The organism is Acinetobacter pseudolwoffii, assembly GCF_002803605.1.
Lineage (GTDB): Bacteria > Pseudomonadota > Gammaproteobacteria > Pseudomonadales > Moraxellaceae > Acinetobacter > Acinetobacter pseudolwoffii.
This window is the reverse complement of sequence record NZ_PHRG01000004.1, coordinates 28,292-43,320: the sequence shown is the minus strand read 5'-3', so window position 1 is coordinate 43,320 and position 15,029 is coordinate 28,292. Positions and strand designations below refer to the sequence as shown.

Annotated in this window: 25 protein-coding genes and 1 pseudogene; 22 read left to right on the top strand and 4 right to left on the bottom strand. The window is 44.2% G+C overall.

Features of this window, described 5'->3' with window-relative positions; genetic code table 11:
- Positions 1–118: 118 nt before the first annotated feature.
- The 4 genes from yihA to CWI32_RS09365 all read right to left on the bottom strand — a co-directional run bounded on the left by yihA (position 119) and on the right by CWI32_RS09365 (position 4,691).
- Positions 119–1,063, bottom strand: a complete 945-nt coding sequence (gene yihA, locus CWI32_RS09385; protein ID WP_100535182.1) for a ribosome biogenesis GTP-binding protein YihA/YsxC — start codon at positions 1,061–1,063, stop codon at positions 119–121.
- A gap of 88 nt (positions 1,064–1,151) precedes the next feature.
- Complete coding sequence (locus tag CWI32_RS09380; protein ID WP_005168731.1) at positions 1,152–1,604, bottom strand: RrF2 family transcriptional regulator; 453 nt, start codon at positions 1,602–1,604, stop codon at positions 1,152–1,154.
- Between the two features lie 89 nt (positions 1,605–1,693).
- Positions 1,694–2,905 (bottom strand): NO-inducible flavohemoprotein, encoded by a 1,212-nt coding sequence (gene hmpA / locus CWI32_RS09375; RefSeq protein WP_100355133.1) that lies wholly within the window; start codon positions 2,903–2,905, stop codon positions 1,694–1,696.
- 583 nt (positions 2,906–3,488) lie between these two features.
- Positions 3,489–4,691 carry a PLP-dependent transferase gene (locus CWI32_RS09365; protein ID WP_100535180.1) on the bottom strand — a complete coding sequence of 401 codons (1,203 nt, stop codon included), beginning with the start codon at positions 4,689–4,691 and terminating at the stop codon, positions 3,489–3,491.
- A 161-nt stretch (positions 4,692–4,852) separates the two neighbouring features.
- Between CWI32_RS09365 and CWI32_RS09360 the strand changes: the two genes are divergently transcribed.
- The 22 genes and pseudogenes from CWI32_RS09360 to rplO all read left to right on the top strand — a co-directional run bounded on the left by CWI32_RS09360 (position 4,853) and on the right by rplO (position 14,998).
- Complete coding sequence (locus CWI32_RS09360; protein ID WP_100357820.1) at positions 4,853–5,614, top strand: type 1 glutamine amidotransferase; 762 nt, start codon at positions 4,853–4,855, stop codon at positions 5,612–5,614.
- A 246-nt stretch (positions 5,615–5,860) separates the two neighbouring features.
- On the top strand, positions 5,861–6,172 hold the full coding sequence (gene rpsJ / locus CWI32_RS09355) for a 30S ribosomal protein S10 (RefSeq protein WP_000070912.1): 312 nt from the start codon (positions 5,861–5,863) through the stop codon (positions 6,170–6,172).
- A gap of 60 nt (positions 6,173–6,232) precedes the next feature.
- Entirely contained in the window at positions 6,233–6,871 is a 639-nt protein-coding gene (gene rplC / locus CWI32_RS09350; RefSeq protein WP_005094152.1) for a 50S ribosomal protein L3, read from the top strand.
- Positions 6,872–6,882: 11 nt separating this feature from the next.
- A complete protein-coding gene (gene rplD / locus CWI32_RS09345) occupies positions 6,883–7,485 on the top strand; it encodes a 50S ribosomal protein L4 (protein ID WP_005094150.1) in 603 nt (200 codons plus the stop codon).
- Positions 7,482–7,802, top strand: a complete 321-nt coding sequence (gene rplW, locus CWI32_RS09340) for a 50S ribosomal protein L23 (protein WP_005094149.1) — start codon at positions 7,482–7,484, stop codon at positions 7,800–7,802. Before rplD ends, rplW begins: the two co-directional genes overlap by 4 nt.
- A gap of 11 nt (positions 7,803–7,813) precedes the next feature.
- Positions 7,814–8,638, top strand: a complete 825-nt coding sequence (rplB, locus tag CWI32_RS09335) for a 50S ribosomal protein L2 (RefSeq protein WP_005094148.1) — start codon at positions 7,814–7,816, stop codon at positions 8,636–8,638.
- 19 nt (positions 8,639–8,657) lie between these two features.
- Entirely contained in the window at positions 8,658–8,933 is a 276-nt protein-coding gene (gene rpsS / locus CWI32_RS09330) for a 30S ribosomal protein S19 (RefSeq protein ID WP_004281508.1), read from the top strand.
- 11 nt (positions 8,934–8,944) lie between these two features.
- Positions 8,945–9,274, top strand: coding sequence for a 50S ribosomal protein L22 (gene rplV, locus CWI32_RS09325; protein ID WP_001982638.1), 330 nt, complete (start codon positions 8,945–8,947; stop codon positions 9,272–9,274).
- A gap of 1 nt (position 9,275) precedes the next feature.
- A pseudogene (gene rpsC / locus CWI32_RS09320) lies at positions 9,276–10,092 on the top strand (30S ribosomal protein S3).
- Complete coding sequence (rplP, locus tag CWI32_RS09315; protein ID WP_004281506.1) at positions 10,032–10,445, top strand: 50S ribosomal protein L16; 414 nt, start codon at positions 10,032–10,034, stop codon at positions 10,443–10,445. The pseudogene rpsC and the gene rplP overlap by 61 nt, the downstream one beginning before the upstream one ends.
- A complete protein-coding gene (gene rpmC / locus CWI32_RS09310; protein ID WP_004281505.1) occupies positions 10,445–10,642 on the top strand; it encodes a 50S ribosomal protein L29 in 198 nt (65 codons plus the stop codon). Before rplP ends, rpmC begins: the two co-directional genes overlap by 1 nt.
- A complete protein-coding gene (rpsQ, locus tag CWI32_RS09305) occupies positions 10,639–10,896 on the top strand; it encodes a 30S ribosomal protein S17 (RefSeq protein ID WP_004281504.1) in 258 nt (85 codons plus the stop codon). The genes rpmC and rpsQ overlap by 4 nt, the downstream gene beginning before the upstream one ends.
- Positions 10,897–10,987: 91 nt before the next feature.
- Positions 10,988–11,356, top strand: a complete 369-nt coding sequence (gene rplN, locus CWI32_RS09300) for a 50S ribosomal protein L14 (RefSeq protein WP_005094147.1) — start codon at positions 10,988–10,990, stop codon at positions 11,354–11,356.
- Positions 11,357–11,365: 9 nt separating this feature from the next.
- Positions 11,366–11,683 (top strand): 50S ribosomal protein L24, encoded by a 318-nt coding sequence (gene rplX / locus CWI32_RS09295; RefSeq protein WP_004281502.1) that lies wholly within the window; start codon positions 11,366–11,368, stop codon positions 11,681–11,683.
- Between the two features lie 16 nt (positions 11,684–11,699).
- On the top strand, positions 11,700–12,236 hold the full coding sequence (rplE, locus tag CWI32_RS09290) for a 50S ribosomal protein L5 (protein ID WP_005094146.1): 537 nt from the start codon (positions 11,700–11,702) through the stop codon (positions 12,234–12,236).
- 9 nt (positions 12,237–12,245) lie between these two features.
- Positions 12,246–12,551, top strand: coding sequence for a 30S ribosomal protein S14 (gene rpsN, locus CWI32_RS09285; protein ID WP_004732275.1), 306 nt, complete (start codon positions 12,246–12,248; stop codon positions 12,549–12,551).
- Between the two features lie 12 nt (positions 12,552–12,563).
- Positions 12,564–12,959 carry a 30S ribosomal protein S8 gene (gene rpsH / locus CWI32_RS09280; protein WP_005094144.1) on the top strand — a complete coding sequence of 132 codons (396 nt, stop codon included), beginning with the start codon at positions 12,564–12,566 and terminating at the stop codon, positions 12,957–12,959.
- Positions 12,960–12,972: 13 nt separating this feature from the next.
- On the top strand, positions 12,973–13,506 hold the full coding sequence (gene rplF, locus CWI32_RS09275) for a 50S ribosomal protein L6 (protein ID WP_005094142.1): 534 nt from the start codon (positions 12,973–12,975) through the stop codon (positions 13,504–13,506).
- A gap of 14 nt (positions 13,507–13,520) precedes the next feature.
- On the top strand, positions 13,521–13,871 hold the full coding sequence (rplR, locus tag CWI32_RS09270) for a 50S ribosomal protein L18 (protein WP_004281497.1): 351 nt from the start codon (positions 13,521–13,523) through the stop codon (positions 13,869–13,871).
- A gap of 2 nt (positions 13,872–13,873) precedes the next feature.
- A complete protein-coding gene (gene rpsE, locus CWI32_RS09265; protein WP_004281496.1) occupies positions 13,874–14,371 on the top strand; it encodes a 30S ribosomal protein S5 in 498 nt (165 codons plus the stop codon).
- A gap of 6 nt (positions 14,372–14,377) precedes the next feature.
- Entirely contained in the window at positions 14,378–14,554 is a 177-nt protein-coding gene (gene rpmD / locus CWI32_RS09260) for a 50S ribosomal protein L30 (RefSeq protein WP_005094139.1), read from the top strand.
- 3 nt (positions 14,555–14,557) lie between these two features.
- Complete coding sequence (gene rplO / locus CWI32_RS09255) at positions 14,558–14,998, top strand: 50S ribosomal protein L15 (RefSeq protein WP_005094137.1); 441 nt, start codon at positions 14,558–14,560, stop codon at positions 14,996–14,998.
- The last annotated feature ends 31 nt before the right edge of the window (positions 14,999–15,029 follow it).

The following is a 15,029-nucleotide window of genomic DNA, read 5'->3' as shown; positions in this document are numbered from 1 at the left end:
CGCTGCTATCACTTGGCCAGCTTGGCATAGCGAAAATCAGCCTAGAAAAAAACCTCCGTTATGCGACATAACGGAGGTTTTTAATTTAAATCAATCAATCAAATATTTTGTCATTTGATTATTCAGCTGAGCGTTTATTCTGGTTCAGCTCATCTGCTGCTTTAAGTTCTGACTGATCCTGCTCAAGTAATTCAAGCGGTTCTTCAGCTTCATTTAAGTCATGCGGTGAAACCTCACCAATAGCAGTTGCATCAGACCCAGAGTCGAGTTCAACTGGTTCATCGAATTGATTTAGATCATGAGCCGATACTTCCGGAATACTGTCCAAATCAAATTGAGTTGATTGATCTAAAGTGAAATTCAGACGGCCGCCCATGACGCTGGCCAGTTCTTCAAGTCCCTCTTTGTTCATAGAGGAGAACAATTGAATCGAGAAGTCCAGTTTCATTTTTTTCAATGCAGCTTTGACTTCCTGAAGCGCTTTAGAGGCAGGGCCGCGATTCAGTTTATCTGATTTGGTCAAAAGAACATGCACAAACAAATGACGTGAATAAGCCCATTCCAGCATCATCACATCAAAGTGTTGTAGCGGATGACGAATATCCATTAACAGCACCAAGCCCTGTAAGCTTTTGCGATGAATCAGATAATTTTCCAGTTCTTTTTGCCAAACAATTTTCATCGCCTCTGGTACGGCAGCATAGCCATAGCCTGGTAAATCGACCAGACGCTGATCTGGATTACCCAAGCTAAAAAAGTTAATCATCTGGGTGCGGCCGGGTCTTTTTGATGCACGTGCCAACTGTTTCTGGTTGGTCAGGGCATTAATCGCACTGGATTTACCGGCATTGGAGCGACCGGCAAAAGCAATTTCATAGCCTGTATCTTCTACACAAAGACTGAGTTTTGGTGCACTCATTAAAAATTCGGCTTTGCGTAGCCAGTTGAGTGAGCGCACAGAATATTCAGTAATGGCAGAATCAACTTTTTTCGCATAGCTGATCTTTTGCTTGGGTGCATGGGCTGTCTTACTGTTTTTGGATTTTCCTCTGCTGTGGTGCATAACTCAACTTCAATAAATGATCTACAAAGAAACATTATAAAGGAAGTCGCACAGGCAAGCGAACTTTGCTTTGCAATGCTATTGCAACTTAATCCATCAGGTTAATTAAACCGATTGGAGAAACAGTACTAAAATGAGATTGGTTAGATGGGGTGAGCACATCGGCCAGGGTATATTGGTTCAGGCTTTGGTAAAACTGTTCCAGCGCATGGTCGAGAATACCTTTTAAACCACAATTGCTACGCAGTACGCAGGGTGGGGTATTACATTCGACAATCACATGATTTTCACCCTGCAAGCTACGCACGATCTCACCGAGTTTTAGATTTAGTGTAGTAGGATTTAAGCGGATGCCGCCGCCTTTACCGCGTGTGGCAATAATCCAGTCTTGTTTCGACATGAAATGCACAATCTTCATTAAATGATTTTGTGACACATACAAATCTCGCGCAATTTCCGCAATCGTATACGGCGTATCTCGCGGCTGGGAGATGTACATTAAAATACGCAAAGCATAGTCGGTAAATTTGTTTAATTGCATGATCGCACTAATATCTTTAAGAATTAAATAGATAAGGGCTAGTCTAGCATAACCAGACTAGCCCCACCTATTCAGCTTGAAGCGAGGGCTTAGTGGTGAACCCCACCTGTACCAAATGCTTCACTATGAATATTTTCAGCAGGAATACCGCGGGCAACGAGTGCTTTTTGCTGTTCTGCCATAAATGGCATTGGGCCGCAAAGGTAGTAATCGGCATTGACTGGTAACAGCGCTGCATCAACTGTACTCAGATCCAGACGACCTGCTACATCATAATCCTCACCCAGTTTGTCAGCTTGATGTGGAAATTCATAAGCAGTAAGGGTGCTTAAGCGCGGATATTTTGCTTTCAGGTCATGAATATGCTGGTGCATCGCATGAACCTGTTTGCTACGGCAAGCATGGATAAAGGTCACAGGTTGTGGCATATCCAGAGTCACCAGCTGGTTCAGCATCGCGATCATTGGCGTCAGGCCAACACCACCACTGATAAACACATTACGTTTAGCTGGATCGATCAGGTAGAAGTTACCTGTTGGTGCAGATACTTCAATTTCTGAACCTTCCGGCAAACCATGTAGAGTGTTAGACACCCAACCTGCAACTTGATCTGCGCCATTGCCCGGTTCACGTTTAACTGAAATACGCAAATAGTCTGCTTGAGGGCTGGTTGAAAGCGTATATTGACGCGGCTGTTTTAAGCCAAGTTCTTCTACGAATACACGAACTGAAATATATTGACCGGCTTCATATTTCGGTAAATCGCCACCATCGACCGGTTGTAGATAGATTGAAGTAATCTCGTCACTTTCCACTACTTTTTGGGCAATTTTGAAATTGCGCCAGCCTAACCAGCTACCTTTGGTTTGCTGATGCTGCTCATAGATCGTTTTTTCAGTGCTGATGAACAAGTCAGCCAATTGACCATAAGCTGTAGCCCAAGCATCAATTAATGGATCTTCCATCGGGATGCTTAATACTTCACTAATAGAATGCAGCAGGTTTTCACCCACAATATTATAGTCTGGCGCTTGAATGTTTAAGCTCACGTGTTTATGCGCGATCAGCTCAACCACAGGTAAAAGTACAGATGGGTCTTCAATATTTTCGGCATAGGCCAATACAGCGCCGGCAAGAGCTTGCGCCTGTGCACCACTGCGTTGGTGACCCATATTAAACGTTTCTTTAAGGGCAGGGTTGTTGCCTAACATGCGGTTATAAAAATAGCCCGTGAGTGCCACACCATTTTCGCGGAGTACAGGCACTGTTGCTTTTACAAGGTCAATTTGCTGCGGAGTCATGTTTGATCTCTCATGGCTGTTTATTTGTAAGATGTATTTAAAATACATCTTATAGCATGCCTTGTAAATACATTTTTTAATAAAACCATAAAAAAATTATGGGATATCTGAATATCCCATAATTTTAAAAATCTTGATAGGAATAAATCGTGCTATTTTCACTGAAAAAGCAGTCATGAAACTCGCGGACAATTCTCTCCGGTATCATCTCCGAGCCTGCGTGCGCAGTTTGATAAATCGATCAGTATCTTTTATGAACTTTTTAGGTTGCCTAAGTCGCGTGTTCTAATTCCTTTTGTTGCTCACCGGTTAGAGGTCACTGTTCCTTGGCTTGCTGTTTTGCAAATTCTGCTTGTTTGGCATTTTTTTGAGGTTCGGCCACTTGGGTTTTGCAGCATTTCAAAAGCACTATTCCGATCGACACTCTGTTCATAAATAAGAGTGACTGTTTTTTTAGTTTCAGTTAAACCGACAAGCAGACCATGCCGACTGGCAAGCTGTGAACATAAAACAATGTCTTGCATGGTATTTGTGGTTTTTTAGCAATACCAAGGGGTGCTCACATAACTTTTCCTATTGTTTATTATTCATTTTTAGGCTTTTTCATGTGTTCTAGGGCGTACTGGATATCTTGAATCAAATCTTGCGGATGTTCCAGTCCGATACAAAAACGAACCAAAAAGCCATCTTTTAAATGTGAATGTTTCAGTACACGCATGTCTTTTAAGTTATAGAGCATGACCAGGCTAACAGGACCACCCCAGCTAAAGCCGAGCTTAAACAGGTTTAAGCTGTCACAGAAATTGCGAATATCTTGCAGCTTATAAGAATGATCAAAAATCACGCTAACCAGGCCGGCACTTTGACCTGTATTACAAATATCTTTCCAGTATTGATGTCCAGCGCAATCTGGATCGGCTGGATGTAAAACTTGAACAAGCTCAGTTTGCTGTTTGAGCCACTTCATTAAAGTCAGTGCGCTTTCGGACTGATGCTGATAACGCAGTTGCATCGAAGCCAGACTGCGTTGTACCTGCGCCACATCATCACCAGAAACACTAATGCCCTGAATGGCATGGGTACGGAACAGTTTGTGATGCAGGGTTTTATCTCGTGTAACAACTGAGCCCATCAAGATGTCGCCACCACCGCTTGGATATTTGGTCAGGGCATGAACCGTGATATCGACACTTAAATGCTCTTCGCCAAAATCAAAAGCATTAAAAGCCAGACCTGCGCCCCAGGTATTATCCAGCGCCGTCAAAATATGATGTGCCTGGGCTTTTTTGATTAAACCGACCAGATCTGGAAACTCCAGTGTGACTGAACCGGCCGCTTCCAGCCAAAGCAGTTTTGCTTTTTCACTTGGTGTAAAGGTTTCGACCTCAAGCGGGTTATACACTTTGACCGCAATGCCATAACGCGTTTCCAGATTGCGCAGATGTTCCATGTTTGGGCCATAGATGTTATCGGCAACCCAGACTTCATCACCTTGGCTCAAGAAACAAGAATTCACCAGGTTAATGGCGGATAAACCGCTCGGCGCAAGTAGGCAGTATTCACCCCCTTCAATTTGCGCGATGTTATCGCCTAAGGTGAATGTCGTGGGTGTGCCGTGGGTGCCGTAGCTATAGTCATAAGCATCGGTCCAGTGGCGATTAAATAGCGCATCAGTATTCTCAAAAATAATGGTCGATGCACGAAACAGGGGAGGTTGAACCGTAGAAATGGATTGAGGGGCTTTTCGTGGTGCATGAATCAGGGTGGTTTGAGCGTTTTTTTTCACGTGAATGCCCTTAAATGTAATCAAATATTACCTTAGCTTAAGAGAATCTGTGACTCACTGCCAGTTCGGTTGTGAATTGTTAAAAAAATTGGTCCTTGAAAAAAGTTGGCTTCATTTTTGCAAAACCTAAAACTATCTAGCTAAAAAATAGGTTGAGGAGCATGAAGTCGCATTTAAAAGTGCATTATTTTCAGCATATTGCTGGTGAAGGCTATGGTAGTTGTCATGAGTTTTTAAAGCAGTATCAGGCGTACATTAGTGCGACTGAGTTTTTTGCTTTACCGTTGGATCGTCCTTTAGAGATTGAGGCTTTGCCAAGGGTTGAGGACGTCGATTTACTGATCATCATGGGCGGAACCATGAGTGTCAATGATGAGGCGAATTTCCCCTGGTTAAAGATAGAGAAACGCTGGTTGCGTCGTTATCTGTCACATGGCAAACCGGCAATCGGTTTATGCCTGGGTGGACAATTGATTGCCAATGCATTGGGGGCGGGCGTCAGTCGTAATCCTGAGCAGGAATTGGGCTGGGCCACGGTACACAAGGTAGCCAATCTACCGCAAGAATGTTTTAGCTTACCCGAACAGTTCAATATTCTGCAATGGCATAGTGAAAGCTTTGAAATACCCAAAGGGGCAGTGCATCTGGCAGAAAACCAAGCCTGTCGTAATCAGATGTACCAGTTGGGTAAAAATGTGCTCGGTTTTCAGTTTCATCCAGAGAGTACTCCAGAAATCCTGTCTTTATTTTTGGAAGATGAGGAGCAGCTTGCACAATTTTCAGGAAAATATGTTCAGGATCTCTCTGAATTAAAAAAGACCCATAAAAATAAGTTTGTTGAAGGAAATCAGATATTAAATCGAGCTATAGAATATGTCTTGGCGAAAACTGCCCCGCATTCAGAAAATAAACTCTTGTTTTAGGGGGTAAATTGAAAACTTGGATAAAACCATAAAAGGGATTTGCTTATGCATTAAACAATGGCTATAATAAGCGACCCTTCGATAGGAAGGGGGTTAACTGCGAATAAAGTAGTTAACTATCGTTACAGTCGTGGCATCGATCACGACCTTAGTGATATTTCACTGCTCTTGACACTTACCCGTATTAAAGTGGGGTGAGATGCGTCAGGAGTGATTCTTTATATATTTGGCTTGGAGTTTACTGGTATGTCTAACCAGAGAATTCGTATCCGTCTTAAGTCTTTTGATCATCGCCTGATTGATCAATCTGCTCAAGAAATCGTAGAAACCGCAAAACGTACTGGAGCACAAGTGTGTGGTCCAATTCCAATGCCAACACGCATTGAACGTTTTAACGTTTTAACATCACCACACGTAAACAAAGACGCGCGTGACCAGTACGAAATCCGTACTTACAAGCGTTTGATCGACATCGTTCAACCTACAGACAAAACTGTAGATGCATTGATGAAGTTAGATCTTGCAGCTGGTGTTGATGTTCAGATCGCATTGGGTTAAGGCTTTCGGGTTAATTAACACTCTAAGTTAATTAGGCCGCTTTTTTAGAGGTTTATGCACATGGCTATTGGTTTAGTCGGTCGCAAGTGCGGTATGACACGTATCTTTACAGATGCTGGTGTTTCTGTGCCTGTTACAGTGATTGAGGTTGATCCTAACCGCATCACTCAAATCAAAACGCTTGAAACTGATGGTTATCAAGCGATTCAAATCACTACTGGTGAACGTCGCGAATCTCGCGTAACTAACGCTCAGAAAGGCCACTTTGCGAAAGCAGGTGTTGCAGCTGGTCGTCTAGTTCAAGAATTCCGCGCTACAGAAGCTGATCTTGAAGGTCGTGAAGTTGGTGGTACGCTTACCGTTGAATTGTTCCAGGTTGGTCAAGTTGTTGACGTAACTGGTCAATCTAAAGGTAAAGGTTTCCAAGGTGGTGTTAAGCGTTGGAATTTCCGTACGCAAGATGCAACTCACGGTAACTCGCTTTCTCACCGTGTTTTAGGTTCTACTGGTCAAAACCAGACTCCTGGTCGCGTATTCAAAGGCAAAAAAATGGCTGGCCATTTAGGTGCTGAACGCGTAACTACACAGGGTCTTGAGATCGTTGCTATCGACACAGAACGTTCAGTTCTTGTTGTTAAAGGCGCGGTTCCTGGTGCTACTGGTGGCGACGTAATCGTTCGTCCTACGATCAAGGCCTGAGGGGAAATAACGTGAATTTAAATACTGTTTCCGGCTCTGCTGTTGAATTATCAGAAGTTGCGTTCGGTCGTGAATTTAATGAAGCTCTTGTTCACCAAGTGGTTACAGCTTATTTAGCTGGTGGCCGTCAAGGTTCAAAAGCTCAGAAATCACGTGCAGACGTTTCTGGCGGTGGCCGCAAGCCATTCCGTCAAAAAGGTACTGGCCGTGCTCGTGCTGGTTCTATTCGTAGCCCAATCTGGGTTGGCGGTGGTAAAACTTTTGCTGCTCGTCCACAAGACTGGTCTCAAAAAGTAAACCGTAAAATGTACCGCGGTGCTATGCAATGCATCATGGCTGAACTTGTTCGTCAAGATCGCCTAATTTTAGTTGATGAGTTTGCTGTTGCAGCTCCAAAAACTAAAGAATTGCTTGCAAAGCTTAACGACTTGAATGCAACTCGTGCATTGATCGTTACCGATGCTGTTGATGAGAACTTGTATCTTGCTGCACGCAATATTCCACACGTAGATGTGGTTGATGCTGCTGCAATCGATCCTGTTAGCTTGATTGCGTTCGACAAAGTTGTTATGTCTGTAGCTGCTGCTAAGAAAATTGAGGTAGAACTCGGATGAACAACGAACGTATCTATCAAGTCCTGCAAGGACCTGTATTCTCAGAAAAAGCACAAGTTTTAGGTGAAACTGCTGGTGTTCAAGTGTTTAAAGTTGCTATCAATGCAAACAAGCTTGAAATCAAAAAAGCAGTGGAACAACTCTTTGGTGTAGAAGTTGTTAAAGTTAACACGACTATCACTAAAGGTAAGTCTAAACGCTTTGGTAAAACATTAGGACGTCGTTCTGATGTTAAAAAAGCATACGTCACCCTGAAAGCTGGCCAAGATGTTGAAATGGCTGACTTGGGCGATACCGCTGAAAGCACAGCGGAATAAGGACGAGAATTATGCCTATTCAAAAATGTAAGCCAACGTCTCCAGGACGTCGCTTTGTAGAGAAAGTGGTTCATGATCACCTTCACAAAGGCGCACCGTACTCTCCGTTGGTTGAAGCTAAAAAACGTACTGGCGGCCGTAACAACAACGGTCACATCACGACTCGTCACGTTGGTGGCGGTCATAAGCAGCACTACCGTCTAGTTGACTTTAAGCGTAACAAAGATGGTATTCCTGCAACTGTAGAGCGTATTGAATACGATCCTAACCGTACTGCACACATTGCACTTGTATTGTATGCTGATGGTGAACGTCGTTATATCATCGCTCCTAAAGGCCTTCGCGCTGGCGATAAAGTACAGTCTGGTAACGATGCTCCAATTCGTCCAGGTAACTGCTTGCCGCTTCGCAACATGCCAATCGGTTCTACTCTTCACAACATCGAACTTAAAATCGGTAAAGGCGCGCAGATTGCTCGTTCAGCTGGTACTTCAGTTCAGCTGTTGGGTCGTGACGGTTCTTACGCTATCGTTCGTCTACGTTCAGGCGAGATGCGTAAAATTCACGTTGAATGTCGCGCTGTGTTAGGTGAAGTATCTAACTCGGAAAGCAACCTTCGTTCGCTTGGTAAAGCTGGTGCATCGCGCTGGCGTGGTGTTCGTCCTACCGTTCGTGGTATGGCAATGAACCCGGTTGACCATCCGCACGGTGGTGGTGAAGGGCGTAACAAAGGTATTCAACCTGTAAGCCCATGGGGTCAAAAAGCTAAAGGGTACAAGACACGTACCAATAAGCGTACGACTAAGATGATCATTCGCGACCGTCGCGTTAAGTAACAAGTAAAGGAATCTGACAATGCCTCGTTCTCTGAAAAAAGGCCCATTCGTCGATGCGCACTTGTTCGCTAAGGTTGAAGCGGCTATCGCGGCTAATAACCGTAAGCCGATCAAAACTTGGTCGCGTCGTTCGATGATCCTACCGGATTTTGTTGGTTTAACAATTTCTGTACACAATGGCCGTAACCACGTTCCTGTGATCGTTTCTGAACACATGGTTGGTCACAAGCTTGGTGAATTTGCACCAACTCGTACCTATCGCGGTCACGGTGTTGACAAGAAATCTAAACGTTAATGGGTGCTATGATGGAAGTAACTGCTAAATTACGCGGTGCCGCTATCTCGGCACAAAAAGCTCGTTTGGTTGCAGATCTTATCCGCGGCAAATCTGTTGCGCACGCGCTTAACATCCTTAACTTCAGCAACAAAAAAGCTGCAGTTCTAGTTAAGAAAGCGTTGGAATCTGCGATTGCAAACGCTGAACACAATAACAGTTTAGATGTAGACGACCTTAAAGTTTCTACGATCTACGTTGATGAAGGCATGAGCCTGAAACGTATTATGCCACGTGCTAAAGGCCGTGCAGATCGTATTACTAAGCGTACTTGTCACATCACCGTTAAGGTAGGGGTTTGATATGGGTCAGAAGGTTCATCCAATCGGTATCCGCCTAGGTGTTGTGAAACGTCATAACGCTAACTGGTATGCGAATCCGAAACAATACGCTGAATACTTGCTTAAAGATCTTCAAGTTCGTGAGTTTTTAATCAAAAAACTTAAAAACGCGATGATCAGCAACATTCTTATCGAACGTCCTACAGGCGCTGCTAAAGTAACGATTAGCACTGCTCGTCCTGGTATCGTAATCGGTAAAAAAGGCGAAGATATTGAGAAACTACAACGCGAATTAACATCTATCATGGGTGTTCCTGCGCAAGTAAGTATCAATGAAATTGATCGTCCAGACTTAGACGCGCGTCTAGTTGCTGAAGCAATCGCTTCTCAATTGGAAAAACGTGTAATGTTCCGTCGTGCTATGAAGCGTGCAGTACAAAACACAATGCGTGCTGGTGCTAAAGGTATCAAAGTAGAAGTTTCAGGCCGTTTAGGTGGTGCTGAGATTGCTCGTACTGAGTGGTATCGTGAAGGTCGTGTACCTCTACATACGCTTCGTGCAGATATCGACTATGCGACTATGCGTGCTGAGACTACTTACGGTACGATCGGTGTTAAAGTTTGGATCTTCCGTGGTGAGATCTTGGGCGGCATGAAACAAGTCATGAACCCAGCTCCAGCAGAAGAACGTCCAGCTAAACGCGGTCGTGGTCGTGGTGAAGGTCAAGAGCGTCGTGGTCGTCGCAATGATCGTTCTGCTGAAAAAGGAGAATAATCCATGTTGCAACCTAAGCGTACTAAATTCCGTAAAGTGCAGAAAGGCCGTAACACTGGTCTAGCACACCGCGGTAGCACAGTATCTTTCGGTACTATTGCACTTAAATCAGTTGAACGTGGTCAAATGACTGCGCGTCAAATTGAAGCAGCGCGTCGTACAATTAGCCGTCGTATTAAGCGTGGTGGTAAGATCTTTATCCGTGTATTCCCGGACAAGCCGATTACTTCTAAGCCTCTTGAAGTGCGTATGGGTAAAGGTAAAGGTTCTGTGGAATATTGGGTTTGCCAAATCAAACCAGGTAAAGTCTTGTACGAAATTGATGGTGTTAACGAAGAATTGGCTCGCGAAGCGTTTACGCTTGCAGCAGCTAAGCTTCCGTTTAAAACCGCTATCGTGACTCGGACGGTAATGTAATGAAAACTAAAGATCTACGTGAAAAGTCGGTAGAAGAGTTGACAGCTTTGCTTGATGAGCAACAGCTTAACCAATTCCGTCTTCGTATGGCGAAAGCAACTGGTCAATTGGGTAAATCGCATGAAGTTGCACTTACTCGTCAGACTATTGCTCGTATTAAGACCCTCCTTACCGAAAAACAGGGGAACGGACAATGAGTGATAAAACAGTCCGCACGTTAACTGGCAAAGTTGTAAGCGACAAGATGGATAAATCTATCGTTGTTCTTATTGAACGCCAAGTTCAACACCCGTTGTATGGCAAATTAATCCGCCGTTCAACAAAATTACATGCTCATGATGAGAACAACACAGCGAAAGCTGGTGATGTTGTAACCATTAAAGAAAGCCGCCCAATTTCTAAAACTAAGTCTTGGACTCTAGTTGAAGTTGTTGAAGCAGCTGCTGAGTAATTAACGTTCTTGTTGCATCATCGGTCAATTTCGAGTACTCTTTGAGCCTTTCGAAATTTCGACCGGTGTTGCTCGGTTTTGGAGTAGGGCAATGATTCAGACCGAAACTATGCTCGACGTAGCAGACAACAGTGGTGCACGCCGCGTACAATGTATTAAAGTACTTGGTGGCTCGCATCGTCGTTATGCTTCTGTTGGCGACATTATTAAAGTTACTGTAAAAGAAGCAATTCCACGCGCACGTGTTAAAAAAGGTGACGTGATGAATGCAGTTGTGGTTCGTACAAAATTCGGTATCCGTCGTGCAGACGGTTCAGTGATTCGTTTCGACGATAACGCTGCTGTTATTTTGAACACCAACAAAGCGCCGATTGCAACTCGTATTTTCGGACCAGTGACTCGTGAACTTCGTACTGAACAGTTCATGAAAATTATTTCATTGGCTCCTGAAGTTCTATAAGAGGCGATCATGGCTAAGATTAAAAAAGGCGATCAAGTAATTGTGATCGCAGGTAAAGAAAAAGGCAAACAGGGTACTGTTCTGTCTGTTTCTAATGACCGTGTTAAGGTTGAAGGCCTTAACTTGGTGAAGAAGCACCAAAAGCCGAACCGTGCTACAGGCGCTGAAGGTAGCGTTGTAACTCAGGAAGCTTCGCTTCATATTTCAAACGTGGCAGTTTTTAATGCTACAACCCAAAAGGCTGACCGTGTTGGTTACCAAGTGATTGATGGCGTGAAAACTCGCGTATTCAAATCAAATGGTGAATCAGTGGCGGTAGCGAAGTAATAGGTTGATATAGGCCATGGCCAGACTTAAAACACGTTACAATGACGAACTTAAAGCTCAGTTATTAGAGACTTTAGGCGTTAAAAATGTGATGGAAATTCCTCGCATCACTAAAATCACGATCAACATGGGTGTTGGCGCAGCTGCTGCTGACAAAAAACTCCTTGATGGTGCTCTTTCAGATATGCAAGCTATCGCTGGTCAAAAACCAGTACTTACGTTAGCTCGTAAATCAATCGCTGGTTTTAAAATCCGTGATGGTTGGCCGATCGGTTGTAAAGTTACTTTACGCGGCGAACGTATGTACGAATTCTTAGACCGTTTGATCTCGATTGCGATCCCTCGTATCCGTGACTTCCGTGGTTTCTCTGCGAAATCATTCGACGGTCGTGGTAACTACTCAATGGGTCTTAAGGAACAGATCATGTTCCCTGAAATCGATTTTGACAAGATTGATCGTATTCGTGGTATGGACATTACCATTACTACGACTGCTCGCACCGATGACGAAGGCCGTGCGCTTATGCGTGCATTCGGCTTCCCGTTCAAATAAGAGGTCGATATGGCTAAGAAAGGTATGATTAATCGCGAATTGAAACGCGAAGCTACTGTTGCTAAATACGCTGCAAAACGTGCTGAATTAAAAGCTGTTATTGCAAACGTAAATGCATCAGACGAAGAACGTTTCGAAGCGATGATGAAATTGCAAGCATTACCACGTAATGCATCTCCAGTACGTCTACGTAACCGTTGTGGTTTAACTGGTCGTCCGCATGGCTATTTCCGTAAGTTCGGCTTAAGCCGTAACAAATTACGTGAAACAGTAATGCAAGGTGATGTACCTGGCGTTGTTAAGGCAAGCTGGTAAGGAGCACTATAAATGAGTATGCAAGATACCGTTGCCGACATGCTAACACGTGTTCGTAACGCACAAATGGCGAAGAAACAAACTGTTTCTATGCCTAATTCTAAGTTGAAAGTTGCAATTGCTAACTTACTTCAACAAGAAGGTTACATTTCTAACGTAGAAGTTGCGGAAGCTGAAGGCAAACCAACTTTAACAATTACGTTAAAATATTTTGAAGGCAAGCCAGTGATTGACACTGTGAAACGCGTAAGCCGTCCAGGTCTACGTCAGTATCGCGGTAAAGATGCACTTCCAAGCGTTAAGCAAGGTTTAGGTATTGCAATTGTTTCTACAAGCAAAGGCATCATGACTGATCGCGCTGCACGTGCTGCAGGCGTTGGTGGTGAAGTTATTGCTTTTGTTTCTTAATAGGTGATTCCTCATGTCTCGTGTGGCTAAAGCCCCAGTAACTGTACCGAATGGTGTAACAGTTACTCAGAACGGCCGGCAGGTCGAAGTGAAAGGCACTAAAGGTACATTGTCTTTCAACCTGCATGCGCTGGTCGAGCTTAAACAGGAAGACGGTACTCTGGCTATTGCTCCAGTACAAGAGTCGAAAGACGCTTGGATGCAAGCTGGTACTGCTCGCGCTGTGCTTAACAACCTTGTAAAAGGTGTTAGCGAAGGTTTCGAACGTAAGTTACAGCTTATCGGTGTTGGTTATAAAGCTGCGGTTAAAGGTGATGTTGTTCATCTTAACCTTGGTTTCTCTCACCCGATCGATTATGCACTTCCTGCAGGTGTAACTGCTGAAACTCCAACTGCAACTGAAATCGTACTTAAATCTGCTGACAAAGCAGCTTTAGGTCAGGTTGCTGCAGATATCCGTGGTTACCGTCCACCAGAGCCGTATAAAGGCAAAGGTGTTCGTTATTCTGACGAAGTTGTACTTCGTAAAGAAGCTAAGAAGAAATAAGGCGCGAGGTTCTTATGAACGAAAAGAAACAATCCCGTTTGCGTCGTGCGAAAAGCACACGCTTGCACATCCGTGCATTGGGTGCGACTCGTTTGTGTGTAAACCGCACTCCGCGTCACATCTATGCTCAAGTTATCTCTGCAGATGGTGGCAAAGTATTAGCGCAAGCTTCTACTTTAGACGCTACTCTACGTGCAGGTACAACTGGTAACGTTGAAGCAGCTCAAAAAGTAGGTGCTTTAATCGCAGAACGCGCTAAAGCAGCTGGTGTTACTAAAGTTGCATTTGACCGTTCTGGTTTTAAATATCATGGTCGTATCAAAGCCTTGGCTGATGCTGCTCGTGAAAACGGCTTGGAGTTCTAATCATGGCTAAAGTTGAACAAAACGAAGGTCTTGTTGAAAAGCTGGTTGCCGTTGATCGTGTAGCCAAAGTTGTTAAGGGTGGTCGTATCTTCTCTTTCACAGCATTAACTGTTGTGGGTGATGGTAATGGTCGCGTAGGTTTTGGTCGTGGTAAAGCACGTGAAGTTCCAGCTGCTATCTCTAAAGCACTTGAAGCTGCTCGTCGCAACATGATTACTGTTGACCTTGTTGATGGTACGTTACAGCACCCAATTCATGCACGTCATGGCGCTAGTCGCGTATTCATGCAGCCTGCCTCTGAAGGTACAGGCGTAATTGCTGGTGGCGCTATGCGTGCAGTTTTAGAAGCTGTAGGTGTACGTAACGTTTTGACTAAATGCCGTGGTTCTACTAACGCTGCTAACGTAGTTAACGCAACTTTCAACGGTTTGCGTGATATGACTACTCCTGAGAAGGTTGCTGCGAAACGTGGTCTTTCAGTAGAACAAATTCAAGGGTAATCAATCATGAAAACGATTAAAGTTACCCAGACTAAATCTGCATCGCACCGCTTGAAAAATCATAAGCTGAGCCTGCAAGGTTTAGGTCTGCGTCGTATTGGTCATACTGTAGAAGTGCAAGATACGCCTTCTAACCGTGGTATGATCAACCAAGTCTACTATATGGTTAGTGTAGAGGAATAAGCCATGACTCTGCGTTTAAATACAATTGCACCTGCAGAAGGTGCTAAACGTGACAACCTTCGTGTAGGCCGTGGTATCGGTTCTGGCGTTGGTAAGACCGGTGGCCGTGGTGTCAAGGGTCAAAACTCACGTAAGAGCGGTGGTACTCGTCCAGGTTTCGAAGGCGGTCAAACAGCACTTTATCGTCGTTTGCCTAAATTCGGCTTCACTAGCCAATTGGCTTTGAAAACTGCTGAAGTACGTTTATCTGAGCTTGCTAAAGTTGAAGGCGACATCGTGTCTCTAGAAACTTTAAAAGCGGCGAACGTTGTACGTAAAGACATGATCCGTGCTCGTATCGTACTTTCTGGTGAAATTACTCGTGCATTCACTGTTCAAGGTGTTGCATTGACTAAAGGCGCTAAAGCTGCTGTTGAAGCTGCTGGCGGCAAAGTCGAGGAGTAATCCCCAGTGTCTATGACTCCTAGTTCTTCAG